This window comes from Anaerostipes caccae L1-92, assembly GCF_014467075.1.
Classification (GTDB): Bacteria; Bacillota; Clostridia; order Lachnospirales; family Lachnospiraceae; genus Anaerostipes; species Anaerostipes caccae.
In genome coordinates this window covers 3,177,986-3,192,808 of sequence record NZ_AP023027.1, presented here as the reverse complement: position 1 = coordinate 3,192,808, position 14,823 = coordinate 3,177,986, and the positions used below count along the sequence as shown (strand labels likewise).

Below are 14,823 nucleotides of genomic sequence, written 5' to 3'. Positions count from 1 at the left end.
AAAACAGGAGGAATTGAGAATGACAGAGAAGGAAAAAGCGGCTTTGGGAATGCTTTATAATGCGAATTATGATACGGATTTAAAGGAAGAGCGGCTTGACTGCCAGGAGCTGTGTGCAGAATATAACCGGCTGATGCCGAAGGAATTGGAAAAAAGGACAGAACTCATGAAGAGGATTCTGGGAAAAACAGAGGGAGAATTTATGGTGGAGCAGCCGTTTTTTTGTGACTACGGTTATAACATTGAAGTTGGTGAGAGGTGTTTTCTGAACTATCACTGTACTATTTTGGACGGAGCCAAAGTTACATTTGGACACGATGTCTTCGTTGCGCCTAATTGTTCTTTTTATACAGCGGGACATCCGTTTGATATAGAACAGAGAAACGAAGGGCTTGAATATGCCTATCCGATCCATATAGGAAATAATGTCTGGATCGGAGGTAATGTGACCGTGCTTCCCGGCGTGACCATCGGTGACGGCACAGTTGTTGCGGCCGGAAGTGTTGTGACGAAGGACCTGCCCGCCGGGGTGCTGGCGGCAGGAAATCCATGCAGAATCATTCGGAATCTGTCTGAATAACAGAAAGCAGAAGCGGCAGAAAATTAAGGCTGCATTGCACATTTTTAAGTACAATGCTATACTCTAATTAAAACGAGGGAAAGAAGTGTGATGCAAATGACAGGCCTTATATTACAGCTTGAATACAGTGCAAGGATCCTTCTGGCAGCAGTCTGCGGAGCCTGTATTGGCTATGAGCGGACGAACAGACTCAAAACCGCGGGCATCAGGACTCATGTGATCGTATCATTGGCCGCCGCGCTGATGATGATTATCTCCAAGTATGGATTCAGTGATATTCTCGCCGTCCACAACGTTGGACTGGACCCGTCAAGGATTGCAGCAGGTGTCGTAACCGCCATCGGTTTTCTGGGTGCAGGTATTATCTTTGTACATAACCAGAGTGTCAGCGGACTGACGACCGCGGCGGGCATCTGGGCCACTGTGGGAGTCGGCATGTCCGTAGGCGGCGGGCAGTATCTGATCGGGATTTTCAGTACGATTCTTCTGATCATTGTGCAGTGGGTCCTGCACCGTGATTTTAAGTGGATCAAAACGCCCACGGTGGAAGTGATTACCCTGAAACTGCCCAATGGCCCTGACGCTGTAAAGATGATTCAGGAAACGATCAGGGAGGAGTCCATAGAAATTTTAAACATCTCAGTCCAGAAGATAGGAAATGAGAGCATCAAGGTCAGACTGGACGTGAAGCTGCCGGACAGCTTTGATATGTACGATGCGATTCAGCGGCTGCTTGAGAATGAGAATATTGAATCCATTGATATTTAAGATTGAAAGAAAATTATAAGAATCTTGAAGCTTTTTTTTCTGTTCTTTATGATACCCTGATAGAAAGAAAAGGGGGTAGTTTTATGGGTAATCATAGGAACAGAAAGCTTCGGGATGGAATATTTAACGGAGTCTTTATTTTTTATCTGGCATTTCTGCTGGAAAATATTCTGTTTAAGTATGTACAGCCATGGCAGCTGTTTCAGCATGGAAGATACTTTTCAAGATCTTTAAATTTAGTTCCGTTTCGGCAGATTATGAGTTCTTCAGGAATCGGCGACCTGAATATTTATGGGAATATCATTTTATTTCTCCCGCTGGGAATTTATCTGATGTTCTTTATGAAAAGAAGAAAAGCGGTTAAAAGCCTGCTGGCAGTCTTTGGCATCAGCTTGTTCTTTGAAGCCTTTCAATATGCAGCAGCCATTGGAGCCACAGATATTGACGATATTATTTTAAACTGTGCCGGAGGACTTTTTGGAGTTATGTGTTATAAAGTTCTGCTGTTTGTCTGCATGGGAAAGGAAGAGAAGGCAAAGACGGCTGTTGCCGGAACTGCAGCCGTGGTCGGAATGATCACTGCAGTTCTTATAGGCCTGCTCATTGCCTTTAATTAAGGCTTTACAAGATATAAAAGGTATTTTATACTTTAACTAAGAAAAAGAAATGAGGTGTGGAAGGATGATGATGATTTCTTGCTAAAATTTAATCGGCATAAGAGGAGAAGGAGGTTTCCTTCTGGTTTTATGCGCTCTGCAAGAAAGATCATCCGAACTGCTTCTATATAGATTGATATTAGTGTACGCTTGGCGTGCGTGATATTTTTGTATGCGAACCTGCGGGGAAAGTCTTTCCTGCAGGTTTTTTGTTTTATTAAATAACTTATCACGGTCAGGAGGTACCTTTATGTCTAGGATTCAAATTTCAGATTTAACGTTTTCCTATGATACCAGTTTCGATTATATTTTTGAGCATGTCTCATTTCAAATTGATACAGACTGGAAGCTTGGATTTACGGGGAGAAACGGAAGGGGCAAAACTACATTTTTAAAATTATTGATGGGGGAGTACGAGTATAGGGGCTCTATTGCGGCGAGTGTATCATTTGATTATTTTCCGTATCCGGTAAAGGACCCGGCGATGCTCACGGCGGACGTTCTGGAGTCTATAGACCCGCAATATGAACTTTGGAAGGTTATGAAAGAACTGTCACAGCTGGACGTGCCGGATGAAGTCCTGTACCGCCCGTTTCAAACGTTATCAAACGGAGAGCAGACGAAAGTGCTGCTGGCTGTTTTGTTTGGAAAAGAAAATAATTTTCTTCTGATTGATGAGCCTACCAATCACCTTGACGCCGAGGCCAGAAAAAAAGTGGGAATGTATTTAAATTCCAAGAAAGGATTTATTCTTGTATCCCATGACCGGGCATTTCTGGATGAGTGTACGGATCACATTTTATCGGTGAACAGAACGGATATCGAGGTCCAGAAGGGGAATTTTTCTTCCTGGTATGAAAATAAGATCCTCAGAGATCAGTATGAGTTTTCAGAAAATGAGAAGTTAAAAAAGGAAATTGGACGGCTTTCAAAATCTCAGAGAAGATCTGAGAGATGGTCAGATCAGGTAGAAAAGACAAAAAGGGGCACCAGAGACTCCGGGCTCCGCCCAGACAGGGGATTCATCGGCCATAAGGCGGCAAAAATGATGAAGCGGTCAAAGGCGGCAGAGACAAGAAAGGAAGAGGCAGTTAGAGAGAAATCAAAACTGTTAAAAAATATTGAGACTGCGGAATCCTTAAAAATCTCTCCTCTGGAACACCATGCGAAGAGGCTGGCAGTATTGGAGGATGTATCAATTTCCTATGGAAGCAAAATTGTAACCGAAAATCTGTCCTTTCATATTGAAAAGGGGGACAGGATTGCCCTGGTTGGGAAAAATGGCTGCGGAAAATCCAGTGTGCTGAAACTTTTGCTTGGAAAGCCGGTGGATCACGTAGGTTCTCTCTACAAAGCCAATGGTTTGAAAATTTCTTATGTACCCCAGAACACAGATGGGTTGAAAGGGGATCTCAGAGAGTATGCATACAACTGCGGTATTGATGAGAGTCTGTTTAAAGCAATTTTGAGGAAACTGGATTTTTCCAGATTACAATTTGAAAAAAAGATAGAAGAATTCAGCGAGGGCCAGAAAAAGAAGGTGCTGATCGCAGGGAGCCTCTGTGAACAGGCCCATCTGTATTTGTGGGATGAACCTTTGAACTATATTGATGTATTTTCAAGAATGCAGATCGAAGATTTACTAAAAAACAGTCGGATAACGCTTTTATTTGTGGAGCATGACCGGGCGTTCTCCAATCAAATCAAGACAAAAGAAATTTTAATGCAATAAAACAGTACCCAGAATGAAGCCTCCTTCAAATGGAAATAATAACTTCCAGATAAGGAGGCTTTTATGATTCATTGGATAGACAAAAAATTTAAATTAAAAGAGCATCATACAGATATCAAAACAGAATTCCTGGCAGGTATTACTGTGTTCATTACAATGGCCTATGCTCTGGCTACGGTGCCTAACATGCTGGAAGCCACAGGGGTGGATAAGCATGTGCTGATGACGGTTATGGTGCTGCTCATCGCCGCTGCGACACTTGCTATGGCGTTTTACACGAACCGTCCCTTTGCCCTGGCGCCGGGACTCAGCAGTGCGGGAATTGTGGCCGCTATGATAAGCGCGGACAATGTACCGGTAAAGATTGCAGGCGGCATCGTCTTCTGGAGCGGCCTGCTGTTTCTCGCCATTACATTTCTGGGTCTCAGGGAGGCAATCGTAAGAGCTATCCCCGCCAGCTTAAAATATGCAGTCAGCGCTGGGATCGGTATTTTTATTGTTCTGATCGGAGCGAGAGGAGCGGGTATCATTACGGCAGATGAGGCAAAAAACAGCCTTGTATTCGGCAGCCTTGGATCGCCGGAGGTGATCGCGGCAGTCTTTGGATTTGTCATTCTCTTAATCTTAAGGGCAAAGCGTGTGCCGGGAGATATGATTTTATCTATTCTGGCGTCCACCATAGCCGGAATACCGCTGGGAGTCACGAAGCTGCCCGAACAGATTATTTCCATGCCGGCTCCTGTCGGGGAACAGCTGTTTCAGATTGATATCTTTGGAGCGCTTCAGGTATTGTATCTTCCGTTCCTTTTGGCCCTGTTTGTTCCGGATTTCTTTGCTACCGTAGGGACAATTCTTGGGGTCGGTGCCCGTGCCGGATATTTGGATGAAAACGGAAATTTTGACGGCATTGATCAGTGTTTTCAGGTAGATGCGGCTGCAACGAGTCTGGGAGCACTTTTTGGAATGCCTGGCATGACTACTTATCTGGAATCCTCTGCGGGTATAGAGGCCGGAGGAAAGACGGGACTGACCGTGGTGTTTACGAGTATATGCTTTCTTCTGGCCCTGTTTTTTGCCCCTGTGGCCCTTATCATACCTTCCGCAGCTACGGCTCCGGTGTTGGTCTATATCGGTATCAGCATGCTGGAGGCTATGCGCCATATCAATTATGACGACATAACAGAGAGTATGCCTGCCTTCATGTGTGTAGTTTTCACTGTACTGGCAGGAAATATCGCAAACGGTATCTGCACCGCCATTCTGACGTATCTGGTTATGAAAACGGCGGAAGGAAAAACAAAAGAGATACATCCGTTCATGTATCTCTTAGGTGCGGTCAGTGTGCTTTATTTTTATACCCTGTTTTGACAAAGAATATTTTCAGCGTTTTTTGCGGAACTCTGTATAAGAATATACAAACGGTGTGACGACCATGACCGCAAGGACTGTCAGAAAGACAGGTACCTGAAACGATTCGGGTGCAAGAGCGGTAAGCGCGACTATCAAGCCTCCCAGGACCCATATTTTTCCGGCGATCCGGTGTGTCCGAAACCAGTTTTGTTCATCGGCCAGAGTCCATGGAGTTCGGATACCGATAAAATAATTATGTTTTGTTTTAGGCAGCAGATTGCCGATAAAAATAAATAAACTTCCTATTCCCAGGCAGAAGATCAGGTTAACATTAAAATCCATCCTGAAAGCGGCCGCAATGGTCATGATCTGGACAGCGAAGAAAACCAGGCCGATGACAAAGGTGTAGCGGTGATATTCTCTCTGAAATTTATCATAATTATCAGAGTTTGGATCTGTGCGCCGCATAAACTGAAAAAGTATGGTAATTAAAAAAATGATGCCAGGAAATATAAACACCGTAAGTTTCGGGGCAAAACGGTCAACCGTCCCGTGAACATTCCAATGGGCCGGGATCTGTTCCGGAAGGGAAGAAAAAACTGTAAGAGACAGCAGCAGGGAGACAACTGTCAGTAAAATGCTTGATTTAGATTGTTTCATTTATTTGTCCTCCTTAAAGCTTTGAAACCAGTGAATCACTTCTTCAAATACAGAGAGATTCAATTCATAATAAATATATTTTCCTTGTTTCTTGTCGGTTATGAGATTTGCCTGTTTTAAAATGTTCAGGTGGTGGGAAATCGATGCGCCTGTCATATCGAAATGACTGCATATTTCTCCTGCCGGCATGGAACCGTCTTTCAGCAAGTCTAAAATTTCACGTCTGGTGGAATCTGATAATGCTTTGAATGTTTCCTGAAAACCCACAGCTCCTCCTTTCTGATACATTTAGAAGTTTATCTAAATGTATTGTACCATTCTGCTCATACAAAAGCAAGAACATTTAGAAGAATATCTAAATGAAGTGTGAAAGAAGAAAAACTATCGAAGATGGAAACTTTTGTATCTAAGCAGCCTGCTCCAGCAGACATTACGTCCATTTTCACCAGTTCGAATGCAAGCCGCAGAACTGGTGAAAATGTCATGACATTTTCCACATGATTTCCGTTCGGCTCTTAGAATGCCTCACTCCAATCATGTGGAAAATGGACTTAATGTCTGTTGGAGAAGGGCCTCTGTCAAAAAAGGTGCCACTTTTCGAAAGTTATTTACCGCTATTGTAGGAGCGCATTTCAAAAGCGCGACGGAAATAGTGGTAAATAACTTATGCAATATCATCCAAGATTTTCTCAACATATTTATGTTACACTTAGTATTATGAAAGAAATAAGAGAAATATTTTATGACGAACAATTAAAGATTGAAGCCTATGGTTTTTACGGACTCAAACAAAAATTTCCAAACCATTTCCATGATCATTACGTGATCGGATGCATCGAGAGCGGTATGCGGAAAGTGACCTGCCGGGGAGAGGAATTTCTTATTGAACCAGGGGACCTGCTGTTTTTTAATTACAGGGAGAACCATGCATGCGAGCAGGTGGGGGATTATCCTCTGAACTGCAGATTTATTAATATCAAGAGAGAAAGGATGAAAGAAATCGCAGAAGAGATCACGGGAAGGAATGAATATCCCGAGTTTGTAAAACCGATGATTCGAAAGTGTTCAAAAGCTGAGCTTCTCAGGGAAGTGTACCGAATGGTGGCAGAGGGGAGCCAGGAATTTGAAAAGGAGGAGTTATTTTATCTTCTCATGGAGCAGCTGCTCTCTGAGTATGCGGTATTTGAACAGAAGAAAGTACAGGTGCCTGACACAGAACGGCTCAATGCTGTATGCAGTTATATGAAGGAGCATTACAGTGAGAACGTTTCACTGGAACAGCTCTGTAAGATTGCAGGCGTCAGCAGATACAGCCTGATCCGGTATTTTACAAAGTACAAGAAGATTACACCGTACCAATACCTGGAATCCATCAGGGTAAACCGGGCCAAATTATATTTGGAGCAGGGAACCGAGCCGGCGGAGGCGGCGGCAATGACCGGATTCTCAGATCAGAGCCATTTTACAAACTTTTTTAAGCGGCTGTTTGGCCTGACACCGGCTCAGTATCAGAGAATCTTTACAGACAAGAAAGGTTATTAATTATGGAAGACAAAAAATACATACAGGGTCATTTGTTTGCACTGGCTACTATTTTTTTATGGGGAACAACGTTTATCTCCACGAAGATTCTGCTCAGGCAGTTTCAGCCGATTGAGATTTTATTTTTCCGGTTCCTTCTGGGCTTCTTGGTGCTGATTCTTATTTATCCAAAGAGGCTGAAGACAGAAGGCTGGAGGGAAGAGAAATATTTTATGGCCGCCGGTCTGTGCGGGATCACGCTGTACTATTTATTTGAAAATATTGCACTCACATACACGATGGCTTCTAATGTGGGAGTTATTATTTCTATATCGCCGTTTTTTACGGCACTTCTGGCAAGGGTGGTGACGGGAGAAAAGTCTCTTGGAAGACGGTTTTTTCTTGGATTTCTTTTGGCCATGTGCGGTATCTGCCTGATTTCTTTCGGCGGTACTGCGCTGCATCTGAGCCCAAAAGGGGATTTTCTGGCAGTGCTTGCTGCCTTCGTATGGGCCGCCTATTCCATGCTGACAAAAAAAATCGGAAGCTTCGGACACAATATCATACAGTCCACAAGGCGCTGTTTTGCATGGGGACTTTTGTTCATGGCTCCGGTGCTGCTGTTTACGGATATTTCATTGGGGAGACAGAGATTTGCTGATCCTTTAAATCTTGGGAATCTTCTGTTCCTTGGGATAGGCGCCTCAGCCATCTGCTTCGTTACCTGGAATACGGCAGTGAAAAGGCTGGGTGCGGTAAAAACTACTGTTTATATCTATATGGTTCCGGTGGTGACGATCATTACGTCGGTCCTGATCCTTGGTGAAAAACTGACTGTCAGGGCAGCATGCGGTGCTTTTTTGACGATCGCGGGCCTGTTTTTATCGGTGGAAAAAAAGAAAAAGAGTGAAAAGTGTGACTTACTCACAGAAGTATTATAGGAAAGCGGTATAATGGACTCAGAAAGTAAACGATGATTTAGAAAAGGAGTGACCATTATGTCAGTTTTAAAAATAACAGAAGCAAATTTTGTCGAGGAAGTATTAAATGCAAAGGAGCCGGTTCTGATCGACTTTTGGGCAGCATGGTGCGGGCCGTGCAGGATGATGTCGTCGGTTGTGGATGAGATTGCGGAGGAACTTCACGGAGTGAAGGTCGGAAAGATCAATGTGGATGAGGAACAGGAATTAGCAGGAAAATTCCGTGTCATGTCCATTCCAACTCTATTGATCTTCAAGAATGGAAAAGTTGAAAAGAGTTTTGTGGGAGCAAGGGATAAAAAAGAAATCGTGGATGCCCTTAAAATACAGGTGACAGAATAAGATGCCGAGGGAATGTGTTATAATAAGAAGGAAAGACAGTAAAGTAAAAGAAAGGGGTTTTCCTTATGAAAATTTATGATTTGATCATCATCGGCGCAGGACCTGCAGGAATGTCCGCAGCCATTTACGCCAAGAGAGCTATGCTTGAAGTCTTGGTTTTAGAAAAAGAAGCAATGTCAGGAGGCCAGATCGTGCAGACCTATGAAGTCGATAACTATCCGGGGCTTCCAAAGATGACGGGTATGGATCTGGGAGATCAGTTCTTCAACCATGCTTCTGACCTGGGAGCAGAAGTCAAGACAGGAGAAGTCTCAGAGATCAGGCATGACCAGCCGATAAAAGAGATCGTTTTAAAAAATGGTGAGGTGCTGAAGACCAAAACAGTTATGCTTGCTACAGGGGCTACTCACAGAAAGCTGGGTGTCCCTGGAGAGGAAGAACTGACAGGTCTGGGAGTTTCTTACTGTGCAACCTGTGACGGAGCGTTTTTCAGAAACAAAACTGTGGCAGTCGTAGGGGGCGGTGATGTCGCTCTGGAAGATGCACTGTTCCTGAGCAGAATATGTGAGAAAGTATATCTGATTCACAGGCGAGATGAATTCAGAGGGGCAAAGATTCTCCGGGATCAAGTGACGAAAAACGACAAAATACAAGTAATATGGAATACGGTAGTGACGAAAATTGACGGGAATGAGAGGGTTGAATCTATTTCCATCAAAGATGTGCATAACGATGTGGATAAGTCGCTGAAAGTCGATGGAATATTCATCGCAGTAGGCACGGCTCCGCAGAGTACGCTGTTAAAAGATGAGCTTGAAATGGACGAAAGAGGCTATATTGCAGCCGGTGAAGACGGAGTGACAAACATTCCAGGAATTTTTGTAGGTGGGGACCAGAGGACCAAAAATCTGCGCCAAGTGGTGACTGCTGCCGCAGATGGGGCAAATTGTGTGGTGTCAGTGGAGAGTTACCTTCAAAAGTTAGAATTGCCAGACAATTAACGAAACATGCAAAAAACTTAAAAATCAAGTGGAAAAGTCTGTTTTGTCATATTTGTATAAGAGTCGTATTTTCAAGTATCAAATCGAAAAATACAGAAAAAAAACATCACATTTTATCCACAGTGCAAAATCACAGTTCTCCGCGATAATACAGTTATACACAAAGTTATCCACATTATCCACAGCCGATTAAGGTCGAATTGTGGAAATGAAATTCGACAAAATGAAACACTTGTTTTGTGTAGATTTTATAAAAAGATTTGTTTTCAATGGAAAAGCTATATGATATAATAATTAGTATCAAATAGTAAAGGAGTTGGAAGCCATGAATTTTATTATTAGCGGTAAGAACATCGAAGTAACAGAAGGAATCAGGGCAGCAATAGAAGAGAAATTAGGCAGGCTTGACAAGTACCTGACTGATGACATTGACATCATCGTTACTTTGAGCGTTCAAAAAGAGAGACAAAAGATTGAAGTAACAATTCCTATGAAGGGGCACATTATACGTGCAGAACAAGACAGTGCGGATATGTATGTATCCATTGATTTGGTCATTGATATTCTCGAACGTCAGATCAGAAGATATAAAACCCGTTTGATGAGTAAAAAATATGAAGGTGCAGGACTGAAACAGGAATTCATCGACAAGGACGAGGATGTGGATGAAGATGAGATCCGCATCATCAGAAGCAAGAAGTTTGCGATCAAGCCGATGGATGTGGAAGAGGCTTGTATCCAGATGGATCTTCTGGGACACAATTTCTTCGTATTCCGTAACGCCGATACTTTTGAAGTAAACGTAGTATATAAAAGAAAGGGCAATACATACGGACTGATTGAACCGGAATTTTAGGAATAATGATTTTTTTAGGAGGCTTCGGCCTCCTTTTTGTTTACGGTAAAAAACGTGTTATTTGCGTTGGATTTTGGGCGATGGAAAGGGGGACAGGTATGATATTTGCTGCAAGTACCTTTTTCTTGCCTACATTTTATAGAAGTGTTACAATATCATAGATTACATGTGAATTTGATTGTTTGGGAGTGAAACTATGAGTTTAATAGGAAAAATTTTTGGTTCGCACAGTGATAAAGAGCTGAAGCGGATCAGTGGGATTGTGAATAAAATTGAATCTTTTGACGAACCGATGCAGAAATTATCTGATGAGGAACTGAGAAATAAAACTGCTGAGTTTAAAGAACGTCTGAGTAATGGAGAGACACTGGACGACCTTCTGCCGGAAGCTTATGCGGTTGTCCGGGAAGCGAGTGCCAGAACCATTGGGCTTAAACACTATCGGGTCCAGCTGATCGGCGGTATCATTCTTCACCAGGGAAGGATCGCAGAGATGAGGACCGGTGAAGGAAAGACCCTGGTTTCCACTCTCCCTGCTTACTTGAATGCTCTGGAAGGAAAGGGCGTGCACATCGTTACGGTCAATGACTATCTGGCAACCCGTGATGCGGAGTGGATGGGAAAAGTGCACAACTTCTTAGGCGTTACGGTCGGTGTCGTTACCAACGAGATGGAAAACGACGAGCGGCGGGTAGCCTATAACTGTGATATCACATATATCACCAACAATGAACTGGGATTTGATTACCTGAGGGACAACATGGTCATCGAAAAAGAAGATCTGGTTCAGCGCGATCTGCACTATGCCATTGTCGATGAGGTCGATTCTGTCCTGATCGATGAGGCCAGAACACCATTGATCATTTCCGGCCAGAGCGGGAAGTCTACCGAGCTCTACCGTGCCTGCGATATTCTTGCAAGGCAGATGGAGAGGGGAAGTTCTGACGGGGAACTTTCCAAGATGGATATCCTGATGAACGAAGATATTGAAGAAGACGGAGACTTTTTGGTCAATGAGAAGGATAAACACGTACTTTTGACCGCCCAGGGCGTGAAAAAGGTGGAGGAGTTCTTCCATATAGACAACCTGGCCGATCCGGAGAATCTCGCGATCCAGCACAATATTATCCTGGCGCTTCGCGCCCATAATCTTATGTTTATTGACAAAGATTATGTAGTGAAGGACGATGAAGTGCTGATCGTCGATGAGTTCACCGGACGTATCATGCCGGGCAGACGGTATTCAGACGGACTTCATCAGGCGATCGAGGCGAAAGAAGGCGTGAAAGTAAAGAGAGAGTCCAAGACCCTCGCTACGATCACATTCCAGAACTTCTTCAATAAATATAATAAGAAATCCGGTATGACCGGTACAGCCGAGACTGAGGAACAGGAATTCCGTGAGATCTACGGCATGGATGTCGTCGTTATACCGACCAACAAACCGGTTGTGCGTGTTGACCACGAAGATGCTATTTATAAGACGAAGCAGGAAAAAATGAGGGCGGTTGTTGAGGACATCGCAGCATCCCACGCCAAGGGACAGCCAGTGCTCGTAGGTACAATCACCATTGATATGTCCGAAGAACTGAGCCGCATGCTCAAAAAACAGGGGATCAAGCATAATGTGCTGAATGCCAAGTTTCATGAAAAGGAGGCGGAGATCATCTCCCATGCAGGAGAGATCGGAGCTGTCACAATCGCTACTAATATGGCGGGCCGTGGTACCGATATTGTCCTGGCAGACGGTGTAGCCGCTCTGGGCGGTTTAAAGATCATTGGTACAGAGCGTCATGAATCCAGACGTATTGACAATCAGCTGCGGGGACGTGCCGGACGGCAGGGAGATCCCGGTGAATCCAAGTTTTATCTGTCCCTGGAAGACGATTTGATGAGGCTGTTCGGATCTGAGAGGATGATTTCTGTATACAATGCCCTTGGTATACCGGAAGGGGAGGAAATCCAGCATAAATCCATCAGCAGGACGATCGAAAAGGCTCAGAAGAAGATTGAGAATAATAACTTTGGTATCCGTAAAAATCTGCTGGATTATGACCGTGTAAATAACGAACAGAGAGAGATCATGTACAAAGAACGCCGCCGTGTTCTGGACGGGGAGAACATGAAGGATTCTGTGATTCATATGATGGAAGAAACCATCGCAGATTATGTAAACCAGTGTGCCAGTGAAGATGCGGCACCGGAAGAATGGGATATGGATACACTGAATGCAGAGCTGCGCCCGATTATTCCGTTTGGAAAGATCGAGCTGACCCAGGAAGAGATTCAGGCAGGAAAACCTGAGATGCTCACAAAGCGTCTGCAGGATGAGGCTGTAGAATTGTATGCTCATAAGGAAACGGAATTTGAAGACTATGACCTCCGTGAGATTGAACGGATCATTCTCCTCAAGGTCATTGACCGCAAGTGGATGGATCATATCGACGATATGGACCAGCTTCGGGAGGGTATCGGCATGCAGGCATACGGACAGAGAGATCCGGTAGTGGAATACCGCATGGCCGGTTTTGAGATGTTCAATGTGATGACGAAGGCAATCCAGGAAGAGACCACCGGAGCACTGTTCCACGTAGAGATTGAACAGAAAGTGGAGAAAGAGCAGGTTGCCCAGGTAACAGGTACTAATAAAGATGACAGCAGCGTGAAGATGCCGTATAAGAGAAAAGGGGAGAAGATCGGAAGAAACGATCCGTGCCCGTGCGGAAGCGGAAAGAAATATAAAAACTGTTGTGGAAGAAATTAAGGAGTTTTAGGAGTGATTGAATTAGATCAGTTAAAATATAGCCTGAATTCCTACCGGGAGCCGCTTGAGAAATTAAGCGGTTCTCTTGGTTTGGAAGAAAAGAAAGAGCGGATCGAGCAGCTGGAGCTTGATATGGAAGCTCCGGGATTCTGGGAGGACCTGGAGGAGTCCCAGAAGGTAGTAAGAGAAGTCAAAGGGCTGAAGGATCAGGTGGAAGGATATGAAGGGCTGAAAGGACAGTTTGAGGATATCGAAACTCTGATCGAGATGGCGTCGGAGGAAGAGGACGAAGAACTGGCTGCGGAAACTCAGGAAGCATTTGCGGAGTTTGAGACAGCCTATGAGAATCTGCGGATTTCGACTCTCCTGAGTGGGGAATATGACAAGAATAATGCGATCCTGAGCCTGCATGCGGGGGCCGGAGGAACCGAGTCCTGTGACTGGGCCGGTATGCTGTACCGGATGTATACCCGATGGGCCGGGAAAAAAGGATTCGAGACAAAAGTTATTGACTATTTGGACGGGGATGAGGCAGGAATTAAATCAGTGACGGTAGAGATCAAAGGTGAAAACGCCTATGGATATTTAAGGTCCGAGAGAGGCGTTCACCGGCTGGTGAGAATTTCTCCGTTTAACGCGGCGGGAAAGAGGCAGACCTCTTTTGCATCCTGTGACGTGATGCCGGAGATTGACGAAGACCTGAACGTGGAGATCGCCGATGAAGATATCAGGATTGATACTTACAGAGCAAGCGGCGCCGGAGGCCAGCATATCAATAAGACGGATTCTGCCATAAGGATCACGCACATCCCGACAGGGATCGTTGTCCAGTGTCAGAATGAACGGTCACAGCATAAGAATAAAGACCAGGCAATGAAGATGCTCAAGACAAAGCTGTATCTGTTAAAAGAGCAGCAGCATCTGGAGAAACTTTCGGATATCCGGGGAGATGTGGGAGATAATGGCTGGGGAAGCCAGATCCGGTCCTATGTTCTGCAGCCATACACTATGGTGAAGGATCACAGGACAAATAAAGAAAGCGGCAATCCATCCGCTGTCCTGGACGGAGATCTGGACGGTTTCATGAACGCATACCTGGCATGGAGCAATGATTGATTTAAATTTAGTATAAAATTCCTCATATGGATTTTTGCATGTAGATTAATAAAACACAAAGGATGGTTTTATATGAAAAATATCAGAATATACACAGGGATTCTGCTGACAGCAGTGATGATTATGACATTGTCTGTATCTGTTTTTGCTCAAAGTAATAGGGAACAGAATTATGGAGTTTCTCAGGTCAGTAGTTCTTCAGTTCATGCCAGTGATAAGAAAAATAATATAATTTTTGAAAAGAAAATTAAAGTAAAGAAAGTTGATAGTGTTGCTAAAGCAGGTGATTTCACTTCTGCAGAACTGGCAAAATATATTTCTCTTTCTGCTGCGGCACTGTTGTGCATCATCTGGCTGATTGTCAGATGCCTGAAGAAGAAATAGGGAAGAGTTTTTGCAGGGCATACAATCTGCACGGTTGTATGTCCGTTTTTTATTCATAGGAAAGTTCGTCCTATGGAATAAAAAGCCCTGCGGCAGGATGCACAGCTTCGCGC

15 protein-coding genes are annotated in these 14,823 nt (G+C 44.2%); 13 read left to right on the top strand and 2 right to left on the bottom strand.

All coding sequences use genetic code 11. From position 1 onward, the window contains the following. Positions 1-19: 19 nt before the first annotated feature. The 5 genes from ANCC_RS15585 to ANCC_RS15565 all read left to right on the top strand — a co-directional run bounded on the left by ANCC_RS15585 (position 20) and on the right by ANCC_RS15565 (position 5,104). Positions 20-580 (top strand): sugar O-acetyltransferase, encoded by a 561-nt coding sequence (locus ANCC_RS15585; RefSeq protein ID WP_006568534.1) that lies wholly within the window; start codon positions 20-22, stop codon positions 578-580. 90 nt (positions 581-670) lie between these two features. Further along, positions 671-1,348, top strand: coding sequence for an MgtC/SapB family protein (locus ANCC_RS15580; protein ID WP_006568535.1), 678 nt, complete (start codon positions 671-673; stop codon positions 1,346-1,348). Between the two features lie 83 nt (positions 1,349-1,431). Further along, on the top strand, positions 1,432-1,965 hold the full coding sequence (locus ANCC_RS15575; RefSeq protein WP_009289927.1) for a VanZ family protein: 534 nt from the start codon (positions 1,432-1,434) through the stop codon (positions 1,963-1,965). A gap of 289 nt (positions 1,966-2,254) precedes the next feature. Beyond that, positions 2,255-3,736, top strand: a complete 1,482-nt coding sequence (abc-f, locus tag ANCC_RS15570; RefSeq protein WP_006568537.1) for a ribosomal protection-like ABC-F family protein — start codon at positions 2,255-2,257, stop codon at positions 3,734-3,736. A gap of 63 nt (positions 3,737-3,799) precedes the next feature. Continuing rightward, on the top strand, positions 3,800-5,104 hold the full coding sequence (locus ANCC_RS15565) for an NCS2 family permease (protein WP_006568538.1): 1,305 nt from the start codon (positions 3,800-3,802) through the stop codon (positions 5,102-5,104). 12 nt (positions 5,105-5,116) lie between these two features. On the opposite strand, the gene ANCC_RS15560 is transcribed toward ANCC_RS15565, so the two are convergent. Then, positions 5,117-5,746, bottom strand: a complete 630-nt coding sequence (locus ANCC_RS15560; protein WP_006568539.1) for an SdpI family protein — start codon at positions 5,744-5,746, stop codon at positions 5,117-5,119. After that, positions 5,747-6,013 carry an autorepressor SdpR family transcription factor gene (locus tag ANCC_RS15555; RefSeq protein WP_009289920.1) on the bottom strand — a complete coding sequence of 89 codons (267 nt, stop codon included), beginning with the start codon at positions 6,011-6,013 and terminating at the stop codon, positions 5,747-5,749. A gap of 450 nt (positions 6,014-6,463) precedes the next feature. On the opposite strand from ANCC_RS15555, the gene ANCC_RS15550 reads away from it, so the two are divergent. The 8 genes from ANCC_RS15550 to ANCC_RS15515 all read left to right on the top strand — a co-directional run bounded on the left by ANCC_RS15550 (position 6,464) and on the right by ANCC_RS15515 (position 14,710). Next, positions 6,464-7,288: a helix-turn-helix domain-containing protein gene (locus ANCC_RS15550; RefSeq protein WP_006568543.1), complete on the top strand. Its 825-nt coding sequence runs from the start codon at positions 6,464-6,466 to the stop codon at positions 7,286-7,288. Positions 7,289-7,290: 2 nt separating this feature from the next. Beyond that, entirely contained in the window at positions 7,291-8,208 is a 918-nt protein-coding gene (locus ANCC_RS15545; RefSeq protein WP_006568544.1) for a DMT family transporter, read from the top strand. A 57-nt stretch (positions 8,209-8,265) separates the two neighbouring features. Then, positions 8,266-8,589, top strand: coding sequence for a thioredoxin (gene trxA, locus ANCC_RS15540; protein WP_006568545.1), 324 nt, complete (start codon positions 8,266-8,268; stop codon positions 8,587-8,589). 65 nt (positions 8,590-8,654) lie between these two features. Beyond that, on the top strand, positions 8,655-9,590 hold the full coding sequence (trxB, locus tag ANCC_RS15535) for a thioredoxin-disulfide reductase (RefSeq protein ID WP_006568546.1): 936 nt from the start codon (positions 8,655-8,657) through the stop codon (positions 9,588-9,590). Between the two features lie 325 nt (positions 9,591-9,915). Next, positions 9,916-10,446, top strand: a complete 531-nt coding sequence (gene hpf / locus ANCC_RS15530; protein ID WP_006568547.1) for a ribosome hibernation-promoting factor, HPF/YfiA family — start codon at positions 9,916-9,918, stop codon at positions 10,444-10,446. 196 nt (positions 10,447-10,642) lie between these two features. Further along, a complete protein-coding gene (gene secA, locus ANCC_RS15525; protein WP_006568548.1) occupies positions 10,643-13,210 on the top strand; it encodes a preprotein translocase subunit SecA in 2,568 nt (855 codons plus the stop codon). A gap of 12 nt (positions 13,211-13,222) precedes the next feature. Further along, a complete protein-coding gene (gene prfB / locus ANCC_RS15520) occupies positions 13,223-14,326 on the top strand; it encodes a peptide chain release factor 2 (protein ID WP_006568549.1) in 1,104 nt (367 codons plus the stop codon). Between the two features lie 72 nt (positions 14,327-14,398). Next, complete coding sequence (locus ANCC_RS15515; RefSeq protein ID WP_006568550.1) at positions 14,399-14,710, top strand: hypothetical protein; 312 nt, start codon at positions 14,399-14,401, stop codon at positions 14,708-14,710. Positions 14,711-14,823: the final 113 nt, after the last annotated feature.